The sequence below is a fragment of the Streptomyces sp. AK02-01A genome (assembly GCF_033795305.1).
In the GTDB taxonomy this organism is placed as follows: domain Bacteria; phylum Actinomycetota; class Actinomycetes; order Streptomycetales; family Streptomycetaceae; genus Streptomyces.
Window position 1 is genome coordinate 200,538 of the sequence record NZ_JARBAE010000001.1, and the last position, 22,924, is coordinate 223,461.

Here is a 22,924-nt window from a genome sequence, read left to right on the forward strand (position 1 = left end):
CCGCGCTCGACGAGGAGGGATTCCCTTGTTGCAGTTGGAGGTCGGTATGGAGACCAGCGGTGGCTCTCGGACGACTGTTCGGCACGCGGCCGACCAGGAGTTCAGCGCTCCGCCAGGCGACGCCGGAGAAGCCCCCGACCTGGTGACGGTTCCGGCCCGGCAAGGGCTCGAAGCGGTGGACATCCTGCGGCGCGGCGCCATGCCGGTGGTGGGTCCCGTGCTCCACGACGGTTCCTGCGACACCCTCGGCTTTCTGGTCCCGCCGGGCACGGCGGAGGAGTGGGACATGCCCGGCAGCGCCTGTACGCGGACGAACGGCCGCGGCCTGCGGCCGCCCGCCGGTGCGCCCGGCTCCGGCTCGGCCTGGCTGCTGCCGCCGGACGACACGGGCCCGGTCACGGATCCGGCGGTGCTGCGGGAGGCGCTGGGCGAGGCGGCGCGGATGATCGAGGCGGCCGACCGATGCCGGTAGTCCGACGCGGATGGACCGGCGGCCGATAATGGCCGGGTGGCAAAGAACAGACGAGGCTCGCGGAGCGCGGCCGAGGCCGTGGCCGAGAACGTCGACAGCGGAATCGCCGAGCTGATACCGGACCGCGAGCGGCCCCGGGCCTGGACGCTGCTGCTCGACGGCGCTCCGCAGTCGCATGTCGACCTCGACGACCCCGGCCATCTGTCCTTCGCGTACCAGCGCAGACTCGGCCATGTCGTCGATCTCGTGGCGCCCGCGCACCAGCCGCTGCGAGTGGTGCACCTCGGCGGCGGTGCCTTCACCCTCGCCCGCTACATCGCCGCCGGCCGCCCGCGCTCCACCCAGCAGATCGTCGAACTGGACGCGGCCCTCGTCCAGTTCGTCCGTAAGCGGCTCCCGCTGGACCCCGGCGCACGCATCCGGGTCCGCTCGGCCGACGCCCGCGAGGGTCTCGCCAGGATGCCCGACGGATGGGCGGACCTGGTGATCGCCGATGTGTTCAGCGGCGCCCGCACTCCGGCGCATCTCACCAGCGCCGAGTTTCTGACGGACGTACGCCGGGTCCTGCGACCGGACGGCTGCTATGTCGCGAATCTGGCCGACGGCCCGCCGCTCGGCCATCTGCGCGGCCAGATCGCCACCGCGGCGGCCGCCTTCGCGCGACTCGCGCTCGCCGCCGATCCCACCGTGCTGCGCGGCCGCCGCTTCGGCAACGCCGTACTCCTCGCCTCCGACCGTGAACTGCCCGTCGCCGAACTGACCCGCAGGGTCGCGGGCGATCCGCACCCGGGACGGGTGGAACACGGCCGGTCGCTGGCCGACTTCACCGGCGGCGCGCTCCCGGTCACCGACGCGAACGCCAAGCCGTCGCCACCGCCTCCGGCCGACGCCTTCACATAGGCCCGTCCGGTCCGGACAGCTCAGCGGTCGTCGAACTGCACCATCGGCGGATGGTCGTTCCAGGTGCAGAACACCGAGACCTCCCGGCCGTTCCGGGTGAAGGTCACCCGGATCCAGGTCGGTTGCGTCCACGCCTGCATCTGCCAGCCCGCGTCCGGCGTCGCCGAGACCAGCTCCGCCGTGTCCGCGCCGATGTCGAAGACGACCCGGCCGCCGTCGACCGTGTAGCTCCGCACCTGGCCGGTGGCGGCGGGCGGTGTGCTCCTGGCCGGGCTCCGCTCCGGCTTCGCGGCCGGCCGCGAAGCCGCCGGACGGTGGCTTTCGCCCGGCGAAGCCGTCGAGGCGGACGGGCTCGGCTTCGCGGACGGGCTCGGTGGCCGCTGGGTCGAGGAGGCGACGGGCATCACGCGCTGCGCCGACGAGCCGTCCGCCGGGAGCGGAAGCGCGCGCGGCGGGTCGTACGCCGTCCCGGCCATGACGGTGTGGACACCCCACCAGGACAGCGTGACGGCGGCGCCGGTGGCGAGTGACCACGCCATGGCATGTACGAGTCCTCTGCGCATCGGGGCCATAGTGCACCACGTCCGCCACACCTGTCCCGCGAGTCTCCGCAGACGCGAGGACCGGACAGGACCCGGGAGACCGGCCTTCTCCGGCGCCCGGATGGCGTACGGTGCCGCCCATGCCCAGTGTGCTCGTGGTCGAGGACGACCAGTTCGTGCGGTCCGCACTCATCAGGCACCTGACCGACGCCTCCCACACCGTACGGAGCGTCGGCACCGCGCTGGAGGCGCTGCGCGAGGTGGCCCATTTCCGGTTCGACGTGGTCATACTCGATCTCGGTCTGCCCGATCTCGACGGCGCGGAGGCGCTGAAGATGCTGCGCGGCATCACCGACGTACCGGTGATCATCGCCACCGCGCGGGACGACGAGACCGAGATCGTACGGCTGCTCAACGACGGCGCGGACGACTACCTCACCAAGCCGTTCTCGGTGGAGCATCTCTCGGCCAGGATGGCGGCCGTCCTGCGCCGCTCGCGCGCCACCTCCGACGAGGCGGCGTCGCCGCGCGTGATCCGGGTCGGCGGCCTCTCCATCGACCCGCTGCGCCGTCAGGCGGAACTGGACGGCAGGCAACTGGACCTGACGCGGCGTGAGTTCGACCTGCTGACCTTTCTCGCCGGGCGCCCCGGCGTGGTCGTACCGCGCAAGGAGCTGCTCGCCGAGGTCTGGCAGCAGTCGTACGGCGACGACCAGACCATCGACGTCCATCTGTCCTGGCTGCGCCGCAAGCTGGGAGAGACGGCGGCCAGACCGCGCTATCTGCACACCCTGCGGGGCGTCGGCGTGAAGCTGGAGCCGCCCGCATGAGATGGGCCCTGGTCAAAGTGGCCCTGGCCGTCACCGTGATGGTCGTGGTGGCCTTCGCCGTACCGCTGGGACTGGTCGTCAAGGAGATGGCCAGGGACCGGGCCTTCTCGAACGCCGAACGGCAGGCCGCCGCCATCGGCCCGACCCTCTCCATCACCACCGAGCGCGGCGAGCTGGAGCGGGCCATCGCCTCCACTCAGGCCGGCGCCGCGGGCCGGATGGCCGTCCATGTCCCGCCCGTCGACGAGGTGGACGGCCGGCCGCTGGAGATCGGTACGCGCCGGGCCGCCGGGAAGGACCTGCGGACCGTCCAGCGGCTGGGCCGGGCCTCCATCACCCAGGTCACCGGCGGCTTCGCGCTGCTCCAGCCGACCGCGATCGGCTCCGGCCGGCCTCTCGGCACGCCGCAGATCGCGATCGTCGAGGTGTATGTCCCGGACGACGAGGTGTCCAACGGGATCACCACCGCCTGGCTGGTGCTCGCCGGAGTGGGCCTCGCGCTGGTCGTGGGCTCGGTCGCCGTCGCCGACCGGCTGGGACTGCGGATGGTCGAGCCCGCGCGGCGGCTCGCGTACGCCGCGCACGCGCTGGGCGAGGGCAAGCTGGGCGTGCGCGTCCCGGAGGAGGGACCGCCCGAGCTGCGGTCGGCGGCGATCGCCTTCAACTCCATGGCCGACCAGGTCGTACAGCTCCTCGCCAATGAGCGCGAGCTCGCGGCCGACCTCTCGCACCGGCTGCGCACACCGCTCACCGTCCTGCGTCTCAACGCGGCCTCGCTGGGAGAGGGCCCGGCCGCCGACCAGACCAGGGCCGCCGTCGCTCAGTTGGAGCGGGAGGTCGACACCATCATCCGCACCGCCAGACAGGTCAAGTCGCAGGTATCGCCGGGACCGGCCGGCGGCTGCGATGTGTCCGAAGTCGTCCGCGAGCGGATGGACTTCTGGTCGGCGCTGGCGGAGGACGAGGGCCGTACGGTACGGCTCGCGGGCGTCGGCAGGCCCGTACGCATCCCGGTCGGCAGGGCCGAACTGGCCGCCGCGCTCGACGCGTTGCTCGGCAATGTCTTCCGCCACACACCGGAGGGCACGGCCTTCTCCGTCGATGTGCACAACGGCGAGGACGCCGTGATCGTCCTGGTCTCGGACGCGGGCCCCGGTATCGCCGATCCGCAGGCCGCGCTCGTGCGGGGCAACAGCGGGAGCCGGGAGGGCTCGACCGGGCTGGGTCTGGACATCGTGCGCGCAGTCGCGGAGTCGACGGGCGGCGATGTACGGATCGGACGCTCGGTGCTCGGCGGTACCGAGGTACGCATCTGGATCGGGCTCGGCGGATGGCGCTCGCCGGGCGGTCCCGGCGGCCACCGGCTGGGCCGGCGCAAGCGCGGCGCGGCAGGACGCGGAGCCGCTGCCGAGGCCCGTGTGCGGAGCTGAGGCCGGGCCATGAGGTCTGAACCTTTCGTCCGGCCGATGCGCTCCTTAAGCGCACCCTAAGAACCTCGACGGCCGCCCGGAACAGTCCGTTTGTCCGAAGGGCGGCGGCTAGCGTACTGCCGCGTCCCCGTATTCACCCGTCACCTCCGACTCGCGCACCATCGCACGCACCATGGCTTCGGCACCCGCGAGCCCCCAGCAGTCCCCGTCGCGGGAGCCGCCACCCCCACAGGCTGCCCCCACCAGCCGCCACGCGCCGTCCCGGCCGGTTCACTCCCCACCCGGCCGGGGCGCGCGCGACACCGGTCTCCCGTCATGCGCCGCACCGGCGGTGAGAGCGCTCAGCCCTTGACCGCGCCCTGCATGATGCCGCCGACGACCTGTCTGCCGAAGACCACGAAGGCCAGCAGCAGCGGCAGCGTGCCCAGCAGCGCACCTGCCATGATCACCGACTGGTCGGGGACATAACCGCGGCCGAGACCGGTCAGCGCCACCTGCACGGTCGGATTGCCGTTCTGGGTCAGGGCGATGATCGGCCAGAAGAAGTCGTTCCAGGCCATCACGAAGGTCAGCATTCCCAGCACCGCCATCGCGGGCCGCGCGGCGGGCAGGACGACATGCCACATGACGCGCCAACTGTTCGCACCGTCCACCCTGGCCGCCTCGATCAGCTCGGTGGGCAGCGCCTGCGCGAGGTACTGCCGCATGAAGAACACGCCGAAGGCGCTGACCAGAGTGGGCAGGATGACGGACTGGAGCCGGTCGGTCCAGGACAGCTCGGCGATCATCATGTACAGCGGTACGACACTGAGCTGCGGCGGCACCATCATCGTGCCGATCACCAGCAACAGCAGCGGATTCCGGAACCGGAAACGCAGCTTGGCGAAGGCGAAGCCGGCGAGCGTCGAGAAGAGGACCGTGCCGGCCGCGACGGTCCCGGCGACCACCGTCGTATTGAGCAGGGCCGTACCGAGGTTGGCGTCGGTCCAGGCGATCTCCAGATTCCTGAGGAGATTGCCGCCGAACCAGAACGGCGGAGGAGTCCGGGCGAGCCTGCTGTTGCTCCGGGAAGCCGCCACGGCCGTCCACACCAGCGGGAACAGCGAGCCCGCGGTGAACAGGACCAGTACGGCACAGGTGAACCGGCCGCCGTACGACTGCCGGCCCGCGCCACGCCGAGCGCCACGCGCGACCGTCTCCGGAGTCGCCGTCATATCTCTCCCAACGAACCTCACAGGCCTCACGGACCTCGCGGACCTCATGGGCTTCATGAGCTCTTGCGCAGACGGCGCGCGACGGCCCAGTTCACCGCGCCGACGACCAGCAGGATCAGAAACATCGACCAGGCGATCGCCGAGGCCCGGCCGAGATGCAGATTCACCCAGCCCTGCTCGTACAGATAGAGCCCGAGCGTCTGGAACTGATGGTTCGCGCCACCCGTCGCGCCCGCGCCGCTGTTGAACAGCAGTGGTTCGCCGAAGAGTTGCGTCGCGCCGATCGTCGAGACCACACAGGTGAACAGAATCGTCGGCCGCAGCGAAGGCACGGTCACATGGATGAACTGCCGCAGTCGCGAAGCGCCGTCCAGCGCCGCCGACTCGTACAGATCGTCGGGAATGGCCTGCATCGCCGCCAGATAGATCAGCGCGTTGTAGCCGGTCCACCGCCAGACGACGATGGTGGAGACCGCGAGCCGTGAGGTCCAGGCGCCGTTCTGCCAGTCGACCGGATCCAGACCGAGCAGCCCCAGCGCCCAGTTGATCATCCCGTAGTCGCGGCCGAAGAGCAGGACGAAGACAAGCGTCGCGGCGGCCACCGAGGTCGCGTACGGCGTCAGCACCGCGACCCGGAAGAACATCGAGCCGCGCAGCCGGTAGTGGAGCAGATGCGCGATGCCCAGCGCGATCGCCAACTGCGGCACGGTGGACATCAGCCCGATGATGACGGTGTTCCTCAGCGCGTTCCAGAAGAAGTCGTCGCTCAGCAGCCGGGAGAAGTTCCGGAGACCCACCCACTCCATCTCGGTCGGCGCGGTCAGCTCCACCCGGTGCAGCGCCGCCCAGCCGGTGTAGAGCAGCGGGAAGAGCCCGAAGGCCAGGAAGAAGACGAAGAACGGCGCGACGAAGGCGTACGGGCTCCATCGCACATCGCGGCGGTAGCGCCGGCTGCGCCGCTCCCGGCGGCGTTCCTCCGCCGTCTTTCCGGCGGGCTTCCGGCCGGCCGTCGTCAGCGGTGCCGGGACCGCGCCTTCCTCCTCGGAGGGCGCGGCGGCGGGCGCGTCGCTGGCCATCGGTCAGTGGTCCAGCGCGTTGTCGATCGCCTTGACCGCGGCGTTCCAGCCGTCCTTGGACGAGGTGCCGTTCTGGTCGACCTGGAGCATGCCGACATCGGCCAGGTTCTGAGCGATGATCAGGTCCTTCGGCCCGACGATCTGGACCGGTACTCCTTCGGCGGCCCGCGAGAAGATCGCGCCGATCGGCGCGTCGCCGAAGTACGGATGTGTGGCGCCGGACACCGCGGGCAGCGCGTACGCGGCCCGGGAGCTGGGAAAGCTGCCGCGTTTCGCGAAGAGCGCGGCCTGCTGCTCGGGCGCGGTCAGCCAGGCGGCGAGCCTGGCCGCCTCCTTCTTGTGCCTGCCCGCCTCGGGCACCACCAGGAAGGAGCCGCCCCAGTTGCCGGGCCTGGGCGCGGCGGCCACGTCCCATTTGCCTCTGCCCGCCGCGCCGGCCTTGTCCTGGATATAGCCGAGCATCCACGCCGGGCAGGAGACGGTGGCGAAGGTGGCGTTCGCGTATCCCTGGTCCCAGGCCGGTGTGAACTGCTGGAGCCTGGCGGTCAGACCCGCGCCCGCGAACCGCGCGGCGGTGTCCCAGGACCGCCGCACGGCCGGACTGGTCTTGTAGACGACCTTGCCGTCCTTGTCGTAGAAACGGCTCGCGCCGCTGCCGCTCATGGCGCTCAGCACGCCGCTCGCCGAGTCCACGAAGGCCGTTCCGGCCGGGGCCTTGGCCTGGTACCGCCGTCCGGCGGCCAGATACTTCCGCCAGTCGCCCGCCCAGAGCCTGCCGACCGCCTCGCGGCCGGTGGGCAGACCGGCCTTGGCGAAGAGATCCTTGCGGTAGCAGACGGCCTGCGGTCCGATGTCGGTGCCGAGACCTGTGGTCTTGCCGTCTCTGCTGGTGGCCTGCGACCACTTCCAGGGCAGAAAACTGTCCCGCCGTACGCCGTCGGCCCGGCCCAGGTCCACCAGCTTGTCCGACTGAGTGGCGGTGATCTCGGCGATATTGCCGACCTCGACGGCCTGGATGTCCGCGAGTCCGCTGCCGCTGCCGAGATGGGTGAGGAGCTGCGGATAGTAGTTCTCGTTGCGTTCGATGGAGGTCTGCTTGATGACGATGTCCTTGTGGAGCCTCATGTACTGCTCGTAGAGCCCGGCCTCCTTCAGGCCGAAGGCACCGAAGACGCCGACGGTGAGCGTGGTCCTTCCGCCGCTGCCGGAGGCTCCGTCGCCGTCCTCTCCGCAGCCGGCCAGCACACCGGCGCCGAGCGCGGCGACGGCCGGCAGGACCACCACGCGGAGGGACACGCGGGTCACTGAACGCATTACGTCCTCTCCTCGGGCCTGTCCGGCCGGCCGCTCCGGCACGCCGCCGGGCGTGGCCGGCAACGCGCGGGTCAGGCATGGCCAGTACGGTGGGAGCGCTCCCATGCGGCTTGAAGAGTCGTCCGTGCTCCGGAGAGTGTCAAGGAACCGGGCGGCAGAATATGACTCGTTTATCCGTTTGTCGGAGTATGCCCTGGTATTCAGCGATCCGGGAGCACCCCGGAACGGGGTGTCTGTCGTCCGATGTCTAATGTTGTCCGGTATCGGGCGAGGAGGTACAGATGACATCCGATACGGCGCGCCGGCGCGGCGGCGGGCTGCCCACGCTCGAAGAGGTGGCGGCCCGCGCCGGAGTCGGCCGGGGCACGGTCTCCCGGGTGATCAACGGCTCGCCGCGGGTCAGCGCGCGGGCCAGAGCCGCGGTGGAGGCGGCCGTCGCCGAGCTGGGATACGTACCGAACCCGGCGGCCCGCGCGCTCGCCGCCAACCGCGCGGACGCGGTCGCTCTCGTGGTGCCCGAGCCCGAGGCGCGGTTCTTCGCCGAGCCGTACTTCTCGGACATCGTCCACGGGATCGGCGAGACGCTCGCCGACAGCGGGATGCAACTGCTGCTCACCTTCGCGGGCAACGACCGCGAGCGCGGCCGGCTCGCGCGATATCTGGCCTCGCACCGCACCGACGGCGTGCTGATCGTGGCGGCACACGCCGGCGATCCGCTGCCGGAACTGCTGGGCGGGCTCGGCATACCGACCGTCATCAGCGGTCGCAGATCGGCCGACGAGCCGCTGCCCTCCGTCGACTCGGACAACGCCGAGGGCGCGCGCGGCGCCGTGGCCCATCTGCATTCGCGAGGCCGTCGCACCGTCGCGACCATCACCGGCGGCCTGGAGGTGTACGGCGCGGCCTGCCGCCTCGACGGCTACCGCCGGGCCCGTGCCGAAGCGGGCCTCGCTCCCGATGAGCGGCTCACGGCCGTGGCCGACTTCACCGAGGAAGGCGGTCGCCGCGCCATGCGCGATCTGCTGGCCCGCAGACCCGGTCTGGACGCGGTTTTCGCGGCGTCCGACGTGATGGCCGCCGGCGCCCGCCAGGCCCTCCGCGCGGCGGGCCGCCGTGTACCGGACGATGTGGCGCTGGTCGGCTTCGACGACTCGGCGATAGCCCGCCACATGGATCCGCCGCTGACCAGCGTCCGTCAGCCGATACAGGAGATGGGCCGCGCGATGGCCGGCCTGGTCCTGTCGGAGATCGCGGCCCGCCAGGAACGGTCCACTCACGAGCCGCACCAGATCGTGCTTCCGACGCAACTGGTGATACGGGACTCGTCCTGAGGGAACCGCCGCACCGGATCGTCCATGTACGTCCACGTACGTCCACGTACGTCCACGTACGTCAAGTATGAGAACGATCCTCCGCCTTGCGACGCACCGCACCGGACGACCCGGGCTGATCCACGAAGATCGACCGGACAGCACCTCGCTGCCGGGATCGGCTGGCCGGCCTGCTGACCGGGCTGGCCGACGCTCGTCAGGAGGTAGAGGTCGAACTCATCGAGCTGCTCGCCCTGGTCGGCTGACTCGCGCGCGGTGATCATGGCCGCGCCATGGCAGGCGCGCCGGCCAACTACGGCCCACGGACGGCCATGGAACACCGGCATGGAGCGCGGCCGGTGTTCCCGTTGTGTTCCCAAGGTCTCGGGCATGAAGAAGGGCTGACCCGTTTTACCAGGTCAGCCCTTGATCGTTCAGGGTGAGTAACGGGACTCGAACCCGCGACATCCTGGACCACAACCAGGTGCTCTACCAGCTGAGCTATACCCACCATGACCGGTCTTTTCCCTGACCGGCCGAGAAAAAGTGTACAGGGTCCGCGAGGGTGCTCGCGCCGGTATTGATACGGCGCTGACCGGGGCCCGGCCCGGGGCCAGGGCCTCTCCTGTGCGTCGTGCCGGGCTCGCGGGCCCTGGCACCTGCCTCGCCGCGTTCCACGGCGCCGGCCCCCGCTCCCTGGTCCGGCCTGATCTCAACCGAAAGAGCCTGGGAACGGCGGCACCCGGGACGTTGTCCCGGGCCTCGGCCCGGTCTCACTCCGGGAGCAGCACGTGCTTCGCGGCGATCTGTTTGGCCGTGTCCGAGTCCGGGCCGGGCTGCGGCACGAAGACCGCCTCGCGGTAGTAGCGCAGCTCCGCGATGGATTCGCGGATATCGGCGAGCGCGCGGTGGTTGCCGCTCTTCGCCGGACTGTTGAAGTAGGCCCGGGGATACCAGCGGCGGGCCAGCTCCTTGACCGAGGAGACATCGACGATCCGGTAATGGAGGTAGCCCTCCAGAGTCGGCATGTCGCGGAACAGGAAGCCGCGGTCGGTGCCGACCGAGTTCCCGCAGAGCGGCGCCTTGCCGGGTTCCTTGACGTGCTGGCGTACATACGCCAGGACCTGTTCCTCGGCGGCGGCCAGCGTGGTGCCGCCCGCCAGCTCGTCGAGGAGACCCGAGGTGGTGTGCATCTGCCGCACCACCTCGGGCATGGTCTCCAGCGCCGCGTCCGGCGGGCGGATCACGATGTCCACCCCTTCACCGAGCACATTCAGTTCCGAGTCGGTGACCAGCGCGGCCACCTCGATGAGTGCGTCGTCCGCCAACGAGAGCCCGGTCATCTCGCAGTCGATCCACACCATGCGATCGTTCATGCGCCTTACCCTACGGGGCGCTCCGCTGGCCGGGCAGACTCGGACGGCCCGGACTTGCCGCGTACACGTCCGAACCTGGTTTGCCGTGCTCGGGCAGCGCCGACGAGGCCGCTGCCTGACCGGGAGAGCCCGCGGCCGCGGCGGCCCGCCTGGACTGCGCGGACGCCTGGGCGGGCACGACCGGCTCCATGACTCCCGGAGGCATGGAATCGCCCTGCGGGCGGCGGGCCCGGTAGGCGGACCGATAGGCCGCGGGAGAGGATCCGAGCTGTCGCCTGAAGTGGCCGCGCAGCGCCACGGGAGAGCGGAAGCCGCAGCGGCCCGCGACCTCGTCGACCGAGTAGTCGGAGGTCTCCAGCAGCCGCTGCGCCTGCAGCACCCGCTGGGTGATCAGCCACTGCAACGGCGCGCTCCCGGTGAGCGAGCGGAACCGCCGGTCGAAGGTGCGACGGCTCATGTACGCACGGGCCGCGAGCGTCTCCACGTCGAACTGCTCGTGCAGATGCTCCAGCGCCCAGGCCACGACCTCGGCAAGCGGGTCGGAGCCGATTTCCTCTGGTAAAGACCTGTCCAGATAGCGTTCCTGACCGCCACTGCGCCGCGGCGGTACGACCAGCCGGCGGGCGAGCGCTCCTGCGGCCTCCGCACCGTGGTCCGTTCGGACTATATGCAGACACAGATCGATTCCGGCCGCCGTGCCCGCCGAGGTGAGCACATCGCCGTCATCGACGAACAACTCCCTCGGGTCCACATGGACGGACGGATAGCGCTTGGCGAGGGTCGGTGCGTACATCCAGTGTGTGGTGGCCGGCCGGCCGTCCAGCAGACCGGCCGCCGCCAGCACGAACGCGCCGGTGCACAGACCGACGATCCTCGCGCCCTCCTCATGGGCGCGGCGCAGCGCGTCCAGTGCCTCCGGCGGCGGCGGTGAGGTGATCGACCGCCAGGCCGGTACGACCACCGTGCCGGCCCTGCTGATCGCCTCCAGGCCGTACGGCGCGCTGAGTTCGAGACCGCCGGTGGTCCGCAGCGGTCCGTCCTCACCGGCGCAGACGAGCAGGCGGTAGCGGGGAACCCCGGCGTCCTGGCGGTCGATTCCGAACACGGAGAGCGGGATGGAGCTCTCGAAGATGGGGCCGCCGCTGAAGAGCAGCACAGCGACGACTTCCCGGCGGCGGCGCCCGGCAAGCTTTCGTGCTGACTCCGGTGCGGTAGTGGAGTCCTGGCTCATGGTGCTAAGCCCCCCTCGGTGTTCGCGTCTCCCCGTTCTTGTCGGGCCTCTCGCTCCTGCACGATTCCCCTCGGTTTTGCACGGGTCCCCAGCCTTCGATACTCATGATCGAATCTACTGTGTCCCGTGGTGCCGGCGTGACAAGTTCTCCATCCGCCGCTATGTCGACAAGGCAACTTGGCGCGAAGCATTCGATCACGAAGCGTTCCACTCGGGAGCCGAGAGTGGAAGTGGGCCTCACGCGCATGGCCCGTCCCCGTAGGGTGCGGAGGACCGGGGCGGTCCTTTCTTCCCTGGTGGCAAGGGGGTTGGCAGGCCATTTCGCCAAGGGTGCGACCCGCGTCAGAAGTTGGCTGAAAAGCGATGGGTGCGTCTGTGCGAAGCTCTTAATCTCCCGGCGCACCACTCTCGCGCACGCGTGAGCCGCGTCGCGCTCCCCGGCCACTTCTGGAGCACCGGTTCACGAATGTTCCGTTCGTTCGGCGCGTCCGGGCCGCCGTCGCGCGCGGTCGTGAGCCGCCGCGCCCGGACCGGCGCGGCGGCAGCCGGCGGACCGCCGTCACGGCGCCCGCGTCCTCCGGCGGCGCTTCCCGGGGCCACGGCCGCGCCGAGGAACGCGCCGTACACCGAGAGAACCACGGGGACCAGCGGACAACTGAACGCCGTCCACCGGAGCACCTGCCCCGTCGGCTCCGCGGCAATCCGGACGGCGGGCCCGGCGGGCGCCGGGAAGGACCGGCGCCGCGCCGCCCGGTGTCCTCGCCGCGTCGCGTCCGCAGGGGCCCGAGCGGTCGGTGATGCGGGCACGGGAGCTCCCAGGAGGCGGCGGCGGGACCGACGGCCAACGAGGAGCGGAACCTTCCGGTCACTTCGCCGGACCGCTGTAGATGCCATCCGGCATTGCCATCCGGGGCGGCCTCGTGCATGCTCCCTGGAACGCCGTGTGTGGGGCGGCCGGCACTGGGCATGAGAAGAGTGTCGCCGTACCCTTCGGGGTAAGGGGTTGGGAAGATGATTCCCGGACACAGCCCCGCCGCCACGCCACTTGTCGCTCCTTCTCAAGAGGACTTCCTTCGCCGAGACATCCATGGCCGGTCACGAAATCCCTGAACCCGCTGACCGCAAGCAGGTAGCCGACCCGCTGTCGGGCCTGCAAGCGGCGGAACAGACGCGCGCTTCCTGCGATCCCGCCTTCCAGCACGGGGTGGTCGTCGGCTTCGACGGCTCCACCTCCAGTGAGCGGGCACTCGCCTACGCCATCGGCATGGCCCGGCGCCTTGGCTCCGGCCTGATTATCGTCCATGTCGCCAACCGACTACCAACCACGGTCTGGGCCGGGTGTGAACCTCCGGTCTTCGTGGATGTCCCGGACCATCGCACCGAGGTGCTCGGGCTCGAACTGGCCTGTGCGGACTACCTCACCGAAGTGCCGTGGATCCTGGTCGAGCGTGGCGGCGACATCTGCCATGAACTCGAAGAGGTCGGCCAGGAGTACTCGGCCGACGCGATCGTCGTCGGTTCGACGCACGGCATCGTGGGCCGGATCTTCGGCTCGGTGGCGGGACGGCTCGCGCGCCGGGCGCAGCGGCCCGTCGTGGTGATTCCCTGACGACGCGGTGATCCAGGGCCGTCCGTCCCGGAGGACGGACGGCCCTGGACCGCCTCGACGGCTCAGGCACGAACCGCGCGTGCCGGAGCGTCAGTTGAGGTGCACGACGGGCCTCAGCGGGCCGTTGGTGACGTACCGTCCGCGCGGGCGGCGAACTCCGCGCGGATCCGGTCCTCGGGCTCTCCTGCCGCGAGCAGGGACCACAGCAGGAGGCGCGCCTTGCGTGCGTCGAGCCAGCCGGCCGAGACCGCGCCGCGCCGCAGCAGATCCTGTTCCGAGCCGGTGAAGCCGTAGGTGTCGCTGAGCACCGAGCCGGATCCCGTCCTGCTGGCGAGCACCACCGGTGCCTTCTCCACCGCCTCGGACACCACCGACGCCATCGCGGCGGACACATGACCGGCGCCGAAAGCGGAGATCACGATCCCGTCGAAATGGGCGCCGAGGGCCAGGCGGAGCAGCTCGCCGTCGTCGCCGAAGAACGTTTCGAGCAGCGCGACTCTCGGGTGGCCGCCGTCGCGTGGCGGAGGGACCGGTGGCTGCCGGAGCGGCAGCGCGGCGTAGCGGACGGACCGCTCGTGGATCCTGGCGAGCGGTCCGAACGGCCGGGAGGCGAAGGCGTCGAGCGCGGTCGTGTCGTACTTGCGTACTCGCGCGGCGGCGTGCACCTCGTCGTTCAGCACGGTCAGCACGCCCAGGCCGCGCGAGCGCGCGGCGGTCGCGGTGAGTACGGCCGCCAGCAGATTCGCGGGCCCGTCGGCGCCGGGCTGCCGAGGCGGCCGCATGGCTCCGGTGACCACCAGCGGCTCCGGCCTGTCCCAGTGCAGGTCCAGGAAGTAGCCGGTCTCCTCCAGCGTGTCCGTGCCCTGTACGAGGACGACCCCGTCCGCACCGTCCGCCACCGCCCGGCGTGACCAGTCGAGCGCCTGGAGCAGATCGCCGAAGCCGAGCGAGGCTCCGGGCTTGCTGAAGAGAGTCTCGGCGCGGATGTCCGCGACGTGTGCCAGCTCAGGGACGGACGCCGTCAGGTCCCGCGCGGTCAGGGACGGTGTCAGTCCTCGTGGCCCGTCGGCCGCCGTCATGGTGATCGTCCCGCCCAGAGAGGCGATGGCCACAAGAGACTCCGGCATGGCTCACTCTCCGTTGCTGGACGCTTGACAGTTTGCATTTTATAGGATGTAGGAAGTCGACGAGGATTGACCCGAGTGAATTCGAGGCGGCGTCGTGGCCACTGCACAGATTGGTCGCCAGAGCCTGCCACCTGCCAATGGCCCACGGCTGACCAGGACAGTGGCCCTGGTCGGTCTGCTCGTACTCGCGCTCTCGTATGTCGTCAATGCGATGGACCGGCAGGTGTTCTCCGTTCTGCTGCCTGGTATCCGCGACGAGTTCGGTTTCTCGCTGGCTCAGGGCGGACTGCTCGCGACGATCTTTACGCTGGGGATAGGTGTCGCCGGAGTGCCGACCGGATATCTGCTCGACCGCCTCTCACGAAAGTCGGTCATTCTGCTCGGCATCGCGATCTATTCGCTCTTCACGATCCTGACCACGGTCGCCACGGGCTTTCCCGACATGCTCGCCTACCGCGCGTTGTCCGGCGTGGGGGAAGCGATGCAGAACGGCGCGCTGTTCGCCGCTGTCGGCGCCTACTTCTTCGCCAACCGCGCGATGGCACTCGGCACGCTCAACTGTGCCTACGGTGTCGGCGGATTCCTTGGACCGCTGCTCGGCTCGAAACTCGCGGACGGCGGCAGCGCCTGGCGGACACCGTTCTGGACGTTCGGCCTGATCGGTCTCGTATTCATCGGGATCATCGCGCTGGTGATCCGTAAGTCGTTCACAGAACGGAAAGAGACCGTGGTGCGGGAAGGGCCGCGTCTCGATGTCGATCACGTACCTGTACGGCTGTACAACCGCAACGTCCTGCTGCTCGGACTGACCGCCGTCGTGGTGGGCATATCCATGTACGGCTACATCGGCCTGTATCCCACCTTTCTCGAAAGCCGGCTGGGATTCAGCAATGGACAGGCCGCGCTGGCGGCGAGCATGTTCGGCCTCGGCGCGGTGCTCGGCATACCGGCCGGCTGGCTCGGTGACCGCCTCAACCAGCGGGCCGTCATGATCGTCGCCGCGCTGGCCGGCTGTGTCGTCGGCTATCTGCTGTTCAACGGGCCGACCACACCGGGTCCGCAGTACGCGCTCTCGATCGCGGAGGGCGCGATCGCCAGCGGCTTCCTGTTCGTCAACATCTATTCGGCGATGCAGCGCGCCGTCCGGCCGCACATGATCGGCCGGGTCTCCGGTCTGTTCGTCGCCACCTTCTACCTCCCGGCCGCGTTCTCGGGATATCTGTTCTCCGCGTTTGTGGCCGGCACCGGATGGGGCGGCGCGGGCCTCTGGGAGCTGACGGTGCTGCCGCTGGCCGGTGTGGTCGCTCTGTTCTTCGTCAACACCCGGAAACTGGCCCGCACCACTCCGTCCGGCGGTGCGTCCGGGAGAGATTCTCTCAGCGACGCGGAAGGAAGCTGACATATGAGCGGAACAGCAGGGCCACGCCGGTGGAGAGAACAACGCTGGATCATCGACTCCGTACTGCGCACCGACGGGCTGGAATGGGACCAGCCGAGAGTCGCCTACACTCTGCGGCCCATGGGACCGGACGCCGCTCCGGACTTCCAGGTGGCCCGGTCGCGCATTCATAAGTTCGCCGATCTCGTCCCTGTCTTCACCGAGCTCGCCCAGCGCCGCGAGAGGCTCGGAGCGGAGGCCGCGAAAACACGGCGTCCGGTGGCGTCCCGTGAGCATTTCTTTTACGCCGCACTGCTCTACGCGACCGCGGAATGGCCCATCTGGGAGGACAGCGCGCTGCTGGTCGGTCTGGACGACCGCAAGAACGCCTGCTACACGTCCTATGCGCGGCTGGCCGACCATCATGTCGAACGCGTCGACATTCCCTTCGGAGACGGTCACCTTCCCGCGTGGTTCCATCTGCCGCGCGGCTATCAGGACGGCCCGCTGCACACCGTGCTCTCCTGCGGAGGCATGGACGCGCCGAAGGAACTCAATGTCAGCCTCTACGGCGACAAATTCCTGGAGCGCGGATTCGCGGTGCTGGCATTCGACGGGCCGGGACAGGGAGAGGCGCCGATCCGTGGCGTCAAATTCACACCGGAGGCATGGGTGGCGGCAGGCGCGGCGCTGCTCTCCTGGTGTGAGCGTCGCGTCGAGGTCGATTCCGAGCGCGTGGTGGGTTTCGGACTGTCCTTCGGCTCGTACTGGATGACACAGATCGCCGCGACCCAGCCGGGACTGCGAGGCAGCGCGGTCGGTCTGGTCTGCCACGAACCGGGCGCGCACACGCTCTTCGAGACGGCTTCGCCCTCCTTCAAGGCCCGCTTCATGTGGATGGCGGGACTGGAGGACGACGAGGCCACCTTCGACCGCATGGCCGAGGACATCGACCTGGGTCCGCTGATAACCGGCATGCGCGCGCCTTGGCTGATCGTCGCCGGTGACGAGGACGAACTCTCGCCGGTCGAGTACAGCTTCGACCTGGCCGCGCGATGTCCGGCGCCCGCGCCGATGCTCGTCTACCAGCGGGGACGACACGCGCTGTCACCGCCCACCTCGTCGGTGGCCCTCGGCCCCAACTGGCTGACCTACGCGGCCGACTGGCTTCTCGACCGGGTCAACGGGCTGCCGGCCGAGGAGTACATCGACCTGGTGCTGCCGTCCGGCCGGCTGGAGCGAAGGCCCCATCCGAAGGAGACCGCGCGGACCGGCCGCCCGGAGGAGAACCGGACATGAGCGTCTCCGTCAGAGAACCGGCCGTGCCCTGCCCGTCCTCGGCGCTGCCGCGAGAGCGGATGGCCCACACCACCAACGAACGGCTCTTCGGAGGGATCGGAGAAGAACGACATGCCTGACACATTGCCACTGCGCATCGACGGCAAGGACGTCCCGGCGGCGGACGGCGCCACCTTCGCGGTGCACAACCCGGCCACCGGCGACCACCTCTTCGACGTGGCGCACGCCAACGCGGCGGACGTCGACGCGGCCGTCACCGCCGCGAAGACCGCCTTCGAGGACCGGCGCTGGCAGGGCATGCGAGCCCGGGACCGGGCCCGCGTACTGAACCGGGCGGCCGCCGAACTGGACCACCGCATCGACGAGTTCGCCCGCCTGGAGACCCTGCAGATCGGCCGGCCGCTGCGGGAGATGCGCGCGCAGCTCAGCCGGCTGCCCGAATGGCTGGAGTACTTCGGCGCCGTCGCGCACTCGGCGGAGGGAACCGTCCCGGACTTCGGCGAGGGCTATCTCAATGTCGTCCACCGTGTCCCGCTCGGCGTCGCCGGGCTGATCACACCGTGGAACCATCCGCTGCTCATCACGATGAAGAAGCTCTCCGCCGGGCTCGCGGCCGGCAACTCGCTGGTCATCAAGCCCAGCGAGCTCGGACCCGCCGTGCCGGTCGCGCTGGCCGGACTGCTTGAGGAGGCCGGTGTACCGGCCGGAGTGATCAATGTGGTCACCGGGCTTGGCCCGACCACCGGACGGTTCCTGTCCGAGCATCCCGGTCTGGCCAGACTCGACATCACCGGAGGGACGGAGACGGGCCGGGTCGTCGCCGGCAACGCGGGCCGCTCGCTGATTCCGGTCACGGCGGAACTGGGCGGCAAGGCTCCGGTGATCGTCTTCGACGACACGGAGATCGAACAGGCGGTGGCGGGCGCGATGTTCGCCTCGTTCATCGCCACCGGCCAGACCTGCGTACAGGGCGCGCGGCTGCTCGTACAGCGCACGGTGTACGAGCGGTTCGTGCACCGGTTCGTCGAACGCACCAGGTCGCTGCGGCTCGGTGACCCGCTGGCCGCTCGCACCCAGGTCGGGCCGCTGGTGTCGCGCGCCCAGCGGGACAAGACCGCCGCCGCCGTCGACCGGGCGCGGGAGCAGGGCGCCACGGTGCTCTGCGGCGGGCGCGTCCCGGAAGGCGCCGTGTTCGACCGGGGCTGGTTCTACGAACCGACCGTCGTCGCCGGCGTCACGCCCGACCACGAGCTCTGGTACGACGAGGTGTTCGGCCCGGTCACCGTGGTCGTACCGTTCGACGACGAGGCCGACGCGACGGCGAAGGCCAACGACTGTCCGTTCGGCCTCGCCGCGTCGGTCTGGACCGCCGACGCCGGCCGGGCGCTGCGGGTCACCGACCGGCTCGACATCGGGATCATCTGGGTCAACGACCATCACCGGATCGATCCCAGCTCGCCGTGGGGCGGCACCAAGGACAGCGGAATCGGCTCGGAGAACGGCCTGGACGCGTACCGGGCGTACACCAGGGCCAAGAGCGTGATCATCAACTCCTCGGGCCGGCCGTTCGACTGGTACGCCACCGCGGAGGATCTGCGCTACTCCTGAGGAGAGTGACGAGACCATGCCCGACATGGAACTGCTGGTCACCGGCGGCACGGTGGTCACTCCGCTGGGCCGCCGCCGAGCGAATGTCGGTGTACGGGACGGCCGGATCGGCTATGTGGGCCAGGACCGGCCCTCCGCCGCGGATCGCGTCGACGCCACCGGCCTGCTGGTGCTTCCCGGCGGAGTCGACACCCACGTACACCTGATGGACCCGGGCAGCACCGACCGGGAGGACTTCCCGGCCGGGACCTCGGCCGCCGCGGCCTCCGGTGTCACCACGATCATCGAACACAGCCATGGGACGCCGGTCAGAACCTCCGGCGACCTCCGGGACAAGCGCGATTACCTGCGCGGGCGCTCCCATGTGGACTATGGCCTCGCCGCGCACGCGTGGCCCGGCCAGGCGTCCGCCGTGCCCGGCCTGTGGGCGGACGGAGTGGCGTTCTTCAAGGTCTTCACGGCCTCCACGCACGGCGTGCCGGGACACGGCGCGGGCGCGCTGAAGGAGCATCTGACAGGGACCGCGCTGTGCGGTGGCGTGACCCTGCTGCACTGCGAGGACGAATCACTCGTCGACACGGCGGAGAAGCTGCTCAGGGCCGAGGGCCGCACCGACGGCGGGCTGCTGCCGCAGTGGCGCGGCCGCGACGCCGAACTGGTCGCGGCGGCCGTCGCGGCGCTGCTCGTACGGCGGACCGGCGCGCGCGCCACGATCGCGCATGTCAGCCATCCGGAAGTGGCCGAGTATGTGGCGCGTGAACGGGCCGGTGGCGCGCGGCTGGCCGCCGAGAGCTGCCCGCAGTACTTCCTGCTCCGCGAGAGCGAGGTCCTGGAAGAGGGCGCACTGCGCAAGTTCACTCCGCCGGCGCGGATGCGCGGCGACGACGAGGAACAGGAGATGTGGGCGCTGCTGCGGCAGGGCACGCTGACGCACATGTCCACCGACCACGCGCCGTCGACGCTGAGGCAGAAACGGGCCGGTGACATCTGGGACGTTCCCTTCGGCCTGCCAGGACTCGACACCACGATGGCGCTGCTGCTCGACGCGGCGGCGCGCGGGCACCTCGCGTACGAGGACGTCACACGGGTCTACAGCGAGGCGCCCGCGCGGATCTACGGGCTCTGGCCGCGCAAGGGACGGCTCGCCGCCGGAGCCGACGCCGACCTGGCGCTGGTGGATCCGGACGCCGAACGGACGCTGCGCGACGAGGACATGCTCTCCAAGGCCGGCTGGACGCCGTTTCACGGCCGCCGGGTGCGCGGCAGGGTCGTCCGCACCTATCTGCGCGGCCGGCTGATCGCGGAAGAGGGCAAGCCGTCCGGCGAGGGCGAGCGGGCCGGTGAGTTCGTACCCGGCGCAGGCGGGCACTGAGTGCGTCGCGGCTCTGATCCACCGTCAATTCCCGGTGATCCGAGGCGAGTCAGCGAATTTTCCGGCGCTCAGAGGTGGGTTGTGCGCTTGTGAAGGGTACATAAAGGTCGCTGGGACACAGCACCTTCGCACTCCATGAAGGGAGCCCGCCGTGGACAACGACGTCTCCGCGGGAAGCGCTTTTTCGGCCTCCGTGCTCGGTCATCTCGCTCTCGGCCTCACTCTGCTCGCATTCGGAATCGGCCACACCGGCGTCCTCGACGGTGTGACGGCGGCCGACGCCGTCACGCTCGCGCTGTATGTCGGCGGCATCGGGCTCTTCATCGCCGGACTGCTCGAATTCCGGGCGGGCCACTCGTTCACCGGTACGGCCTTCGCGGCCCTCGGCGCCTTCTGGTTCACCTGGGGCACCGGAGCCGGCCAGCAGGTCACCGCGGAAGCGGCCGGATCCTTTCTGATCCTGTGGGCGCTGCTGGCGCTGAGCCTGACGGTCGGGGCCACCGGCGCGGGGCCGTTCGTCCAGGGCACCTACGCACTGCTCGGCGTCGCGCTGGTACTGCTCGCGGTCGGGCAGTTCGCCGACAGCTCGGGGATCACCAAGGTGGGCGGCTGGTTCGCCGTCGTGGCGGGCGTCGCCTCCTGGTACGGAGCGACGGCCGCGCTCGCCCACTGGCCGGCCACGCTGCCCGGCCGCCGTGCCGCAGGCCGGAATGTGACGGCCACCGGCTAGGCCCTCAGGGCTTTCCGGTTGGCCTCGTCCACCACGGGTGTCAGGACCCGGTCCACCACGGGTGTCAGGACCCGGGCGGCCTCGGGTCGGCGTACGTGGGCGGCGCCGGCCCTTCCGGAGAGCGCCTCCAGTGCGGCAGGTGGCCCGCGCTGGAGGCGCTCTCGCCGTGCATGGAATCCGCGAATCCGCAGGCTTACGGGACAGCCGCGGGCCATGGCACAGCCTTACTCGACCGTGACGGACTTCGCGAGGTTACGGGGCTTGTCGATGTCCCGGCCCAGCGCGAGCGCCGTGTGGTACGCCAGTAGCTGGAGCGGAATGCCCAGCAGGATCGGGTCCAGCTCGGTCTCGTTCTTCGGTACGACGATGGTGTGGTCGGCCTTCTCCTGCGGCTGGTGCGCCACCGCCAGGATCCGGCCACTGCGGGCCTTGATCTCCTCCATCGCCGCGCGGTTCTTCTCCAGCAGATCGTCGTCCGGCACGATCGCGACCGTCGGCATCGCCGGCTCGATGAGCGCGAGCGGACCGTGCTTCAGCTCGGAAGCCGGATATGCCTCGGCATGAATGTACGAGACCTCCTTGAGCTTGAGCGAGGCCTCACGGGCGACGGGATAGCCGCGCACCCGGCCGATGAACATCATCGACTTGGCCTGCGCGTACTCCCCGGCCAGCTTCGCGATGCCGTCCTCCGTCGCCAGGATCTCGGCGATCTGCGCGGGCAGCCTGCGCAGCCCGTCGATGATCCGCTTGCCGTCGGCGACGGACAGATCGCGGATCCGGCCGAGATGCAGCGCGAGCAGCGCGAACGAGACCACGGTGTTGGTGAAGCACTTGGTGGAGACCACGCAGACCTCCGGGCCCGCGTGCACATACACGCCGCCGTCGGTCTCCCGCGCGATCGCCGAGCCGACGACATTCACCACGCCCAGCACGCGCGCGCCCTTGCGCTTCAGCTCCTGCACGGCGGCCAGCACGTCGTATGTCTCGCCGGACTGCGACACCGCGACATAGAGGGTGTCGGGGTCCACGACCGGATTGCGGTAGCGGAACTCGGAGGCGGGCTCCGCGTCCGCCGGGATCCGCGCCAGCTCCTCGATGAGCTGCGCGCCGATCATGCCGGCGTGGTACGAGGTGCCACAGCCGAGGATCTTGATCCGGCGCACGCCGCGCGCCTCCCGTGCGTCCAGATTGAGGCCGCCGAGATGCACGGTGGAGAACCGGTCGTCGATCCGGCCGCGCAGCACCCGGTCCACGGCCTCCGGCTGCTCCGAGATCTCCTTGTGCATATAGGTGTCGTGGCCGCCCATGTCGTACGACTCGGCCTCCCACTCCACGGTGGTCGGCGTGGCCGAGGTGCGCGAGCCCTCGGTCGTGTACGTACGGAAGTCGTCGGCCTTGAGCGTGGCCATCTCGCCGTCTTCGAGCGTCACGACCTGGCGGGTGTGGGACACCAGCGCGGCGACGTCGGAGGCGACGAACATCTCCTTCTCGCCGATACCGAGGACGACCGGCGAGCCATTGCGGGCGACGACGATTCGGTCCGCGAAGTCGGCGTGCAGCACGGCGATGCCGTAGGTGCCCTCGATGAGCTGGAGCGCCTGGCGGACCTTCTCCTCCAGCGTCGGTGCCTGGGAGCGGGCGATGAGATGGGTCATCACCTCGGTGTCGGTCTCGGAGAGGAACACCACGCCGTCCGCCTCCAGCTTGACGCGCAGCTCGGAGGCGTTGTCGATGATGCCGTTGTGGACGATCGCGACCTTGCCCTCCGGGTCGAGATGCGGATGCGCGTTCTCGTCGCTCGGCGCGCCGTGGGTGGCCCAGCGGGTGTGGGCGATGCCGGTGGTGCCGGCGAAACGCTTGGGAACCCGGGCCTCCAGCTCGCGGACCCGGCCCTTGGCCTTGACCATCTTCAGCGTGGCCGCCTTGCCCGCGCCCGGCTTGCCGGTGATGACGATCCCGGCGGAGTCGTAGCCCCGGTACTCCAGCCGCTGCAAGCCCTCAAGCAGCAGTGGAGCGACATCCCGCTTTCCGATGTATCCGACGATTCCGCACATACGGTCTCTGTCCCTCCTGTTTTACGGGTCCGTACCGGCCGGTCCGGCCGCG

At 70.1% G+C, this 22,924-nt stretch carries 20 protein-coding genes and 1 tRNA gene; 12 read left to right on the forward strand and 9 right to left on the reverse strand.

Annotated elements, in window-relative coordinates; all coding sequences use genetic code 11:
• Positions 1–46 precede the first annotated feature (46 nt).
• Positions 47–472 (forward strand): hypothetical protein, encoded by a 426-nt coding sequence (locus PV679_RS00885; protein WP_319678504.1) that lies wholly within the window; start codon positions 47–49, stop codon positions 470–472.
• 36 nt (positions 473–508) lie between these two features.
• Entirely contained in the window at positions 509–1,372 is an 864-nt protein-coding gene (locus PV679_RS00890; protein ID WP_319678213.1) for a fused MFS/spermidine synthase, read from the forward strand.
• Between the two features lie 20 nt (positions 1,373–1,392).
• On the opposite strand, the gene PV679_RS00895 is transcribed toward PV679_RS00890, so the two are convergent.
• Entirely contained in the window at positions 1,393–1,911 is a 519-nt protein-coding gene (locus tag PV679_RS00895) for a hypothetical protein (RefSeq protein WP_319678214.1), read from the reverse strand.
• Between the two features lie 143 nt (positions 1,912–2,054).
• Between PV679_RS00895 and PV679_RS00900 the strand changes: the two genes are divergently transcribed.
• A complete protein-coding gene (locus PV679_RS00900) occupies positions 2,055–2,744 on the forward strand; it encodes a response regulator transcription factor (protein ID WP_319678215.1) in 690 nt (229 codons plus the stop codon).
• Entirely contained in the window at positions 2,741–4,174 is a 1,434-nt protein-coding gene (locus PV679_RS00905; protein WP_319678216.1) for a HAMP domain-containing sensor histidine kinase, read from the forward strand. Before PV679_RS00900 ends, PV679_RS00905 begins: the two co-directional genes overlap by 4 nt.
• Positions 4,175–4,515: 341 nt before the next feature.
• Here the strand turns inward: PV679_RS00905 and PV679_RS00910 are convergent, their stop codons facing one another.
• Genes PV679_RS00910 through PV679_RS00920 form a run of 3 tightly spaced genes read right to left on the reverse strand, consistent with a single transcriptional unit; the run spans position 4,516 to position 7,778 of the window.
• A complete protein-coding gene (locus PV679_RS00910; protein ID WP_319678217.1) occupies positions 4,516–5,388 on the reverse strand; it encodes a carbohydrate ABC transporter permease in 873 nt (290 codons plus the stop codon).
• A gap of 53 nt (positions 5,389–5,441) precedes the next feature.
• Positions 5,442–6,464 carry a sugar ABC transporter permease gene (locus PV679_RS00915; protein ID WP_319678218.1) on the reverse strand — a complete coding sequence of 341 codons (1,023 nt, stop codon included), beginning with the start codon at positions 6,462–6,464 and terminating at the stop codon, positions 5,442–5,444.
• A 3-nt stretch (positions 6,465–6,467) separates the two neighbouring features.
• Complete coding sequence (locus tag PV679_RS00920; protein ID WP_319678219.1) at positions 6,468–7,778, reverse strand: ABC transporter substrate-binding protein; 1,311 nt, start codon at positions 7,776–7,778, stop codon at positions 6,468–6,470.
• Positions 7,779–8,059: 281 nt separating this feature from the next.
• Between PV679_RS00920 and PV679_RS00925 the strand changes: the two genes are divergently transcribed.
• Positions 8,060–9,109 carry a LacI family DNA-binding transcriptional regulator gene (locus PV679_RS00925; protein ID WP_319678220.1) on the forward strand — a complete coding sequence of 350 codons (1,050 nt, stop codon included), beginning with the start codon at positions 8,060–8,062 and terminating at the stop codon, positions 9,107–9,109.
• Between the two features lie 417 nt (positions 9,110–9,526).
• On the opposite strand, the gene PV679_RS00930 is transcribed toward PV679_RS00925, so the two are convergent.
• The 3 genes from PV679_RS00930 to PV679_RS00940 all read right to left on the reverse strand — a co-directional run bounded on the left by PV679_RS00930 (position 9,527) and on the right by PV679_RS00940 (position 11,695).
• A tRNA-His gene (locus PV679_RS00930) sits at positions 9,527–9,599 on the reverse strand.
• Between the two features lie 262 nt (positions 9,600–9,861).
• The gene (gene orn, locus PV679_RS00935) at positions 9,862–10,464 is read right to left on the reverse strand and encodes an oligoribonuclease (protein WP_319678221.1); all 603 of its coding nucleotides are present in this window, start codon (positions 10,462–10,464) and stop codon (positions 9,862–9,864) included.
• 10 nt (positions 10,465–10,474) lie between these two features.
• Positions 10,475–11,695, reverse strand: a complete 1,221-nt coding sequence (locus tag PV679_RS00940) for a GlxA family transcriptional regulator (protein WP_319678222.1) — start codon at positions 11,693–11,695, stop codon at positions 10,475–10,477.
• A 1,087-nt stretch (positions 11,696–12,782) separates the two neighbouring features.
• Here PV679_RS00940 and PV679_RS00945 point away from each other — a divergent pair.
• On the forward strand, positions 12,783–13,304 hold the full coding sequence (locus tag PV679_RS00945) for a universal stress protein (protein ID WP_319678223.1): 522 nt from the start codon (positions 12,783–12,785) through the stop codon (positions 13,302–13,304).
• 113 nt (positions 13,305–13,417) lie between these two features.
• Here the strand turns inward: PV679_RS00945 and PV679_RS00950 are convergent, their stop codons facing one another.
• Complete coding sequence (locus PV679_RS00950) at positions 13,418–14,431, reverse strand: asparaginase (RefSeq protein ID WP_319678224.1); 1,014 nt, start codon at positions 14,429–14,431, stop codon at positions 13,418–13,420.
• Between the two features lie 94 nt (positions 14,432–14,525).
• Here PV679_RS00950 and PV679_RS00955 point away from each other — a divergent pair, with 94 nt between their 5' ends.
• From PV679_RS00955 to PV679_RS00980, 6 genes are all read left to right on the forward strand, one after another.
• On the forward strand, positions 14,526–15,830 hold the full coding sequence (locus PV679_RS00955; RefSeq protein WP_319678225.1) for an MFS transporter: 1,305 nt from the start codon (positions 14,526–14,528) through the stop codon (positions 15,828–15,830).
• A gap of 3 nt (positions 15,831–15,833) precedes the next feature.
• Positions 15,834–17,108, forward strand: coding sequence for an alpha/beta hydrolase family protein (locus PV679_RS00960; protein ID WP_319678226.1), 1,275 nt, complete (start codon positions 15,834–15,836; stop codon positions 17,106–17,108).
• A complete protein-coding gene (locus tag PV679_RS00965) occupies positions 17,105–17,227 on the forward strand; it encodes a hypothetical protein (RefSeq protein WP_319678227.1) in 123 nt (40 codons plus the stop codon). Before PV679_RS00960 ends, PV679_RS00965 begins: the two co-directional genes overlap by 4 nt.
• Entirely contained in the window at positions 17,220–18,716 is a 1,497-nt protein-coding gene (locus PV679_RS00970; RefSeq protein WP_319678228.1) for an aldehyde dehydrogenase family protein, read from the forward strand. The genes PV679_RS00965 and PV679_RS00970 overlap by 8 nt, the downstream gene beginning before the upstream one ends.
• A gap of 16 nt (positions 18,717–18,732) precedes the next feature.
• On the forward strand, positions 18,733–20,088 hold the full coding sequence (locus tag PV679_RS00975) for a dihydroorotase family protein (RefSeq protein ID WP_319678229.1): 1,356 nt from the start codon (positions 18,733–18,735) through the stop codon (positions 20,086–20,088).
• 151 nt (positions 20,089–20,239) lie between these two features.
• Positions 20,240–20,818: an acetate uptake transporter gene (locus PV679_RS00980; RefSeq protein WP_319678230.1), complete on the forward strand. Its 579-nt coding sequence runs from the start codon at positions 20,240–20,242 to the stop codon at positions 20,816–20,818.
• 224 nt (positions 20,819–21,042) lie between these two features.
• Here PV679_RS00980 and glmS read toward each other — a convergent pair whose 3' ends face one another.
• Entirely contained in the window at positions 21,043–22,872 is a 1,830-nt protein-coding gene (gene glmS / locus PV679_RS00985) for a glutamine--fructose-6-phosphate transaminase (isomerizing) (RefSeq protein ID WP_319678231.1), read from the reverse strand.
• Between the last annotated feature and the right edge of the window lie 52 nt (positions 22,873–22,924).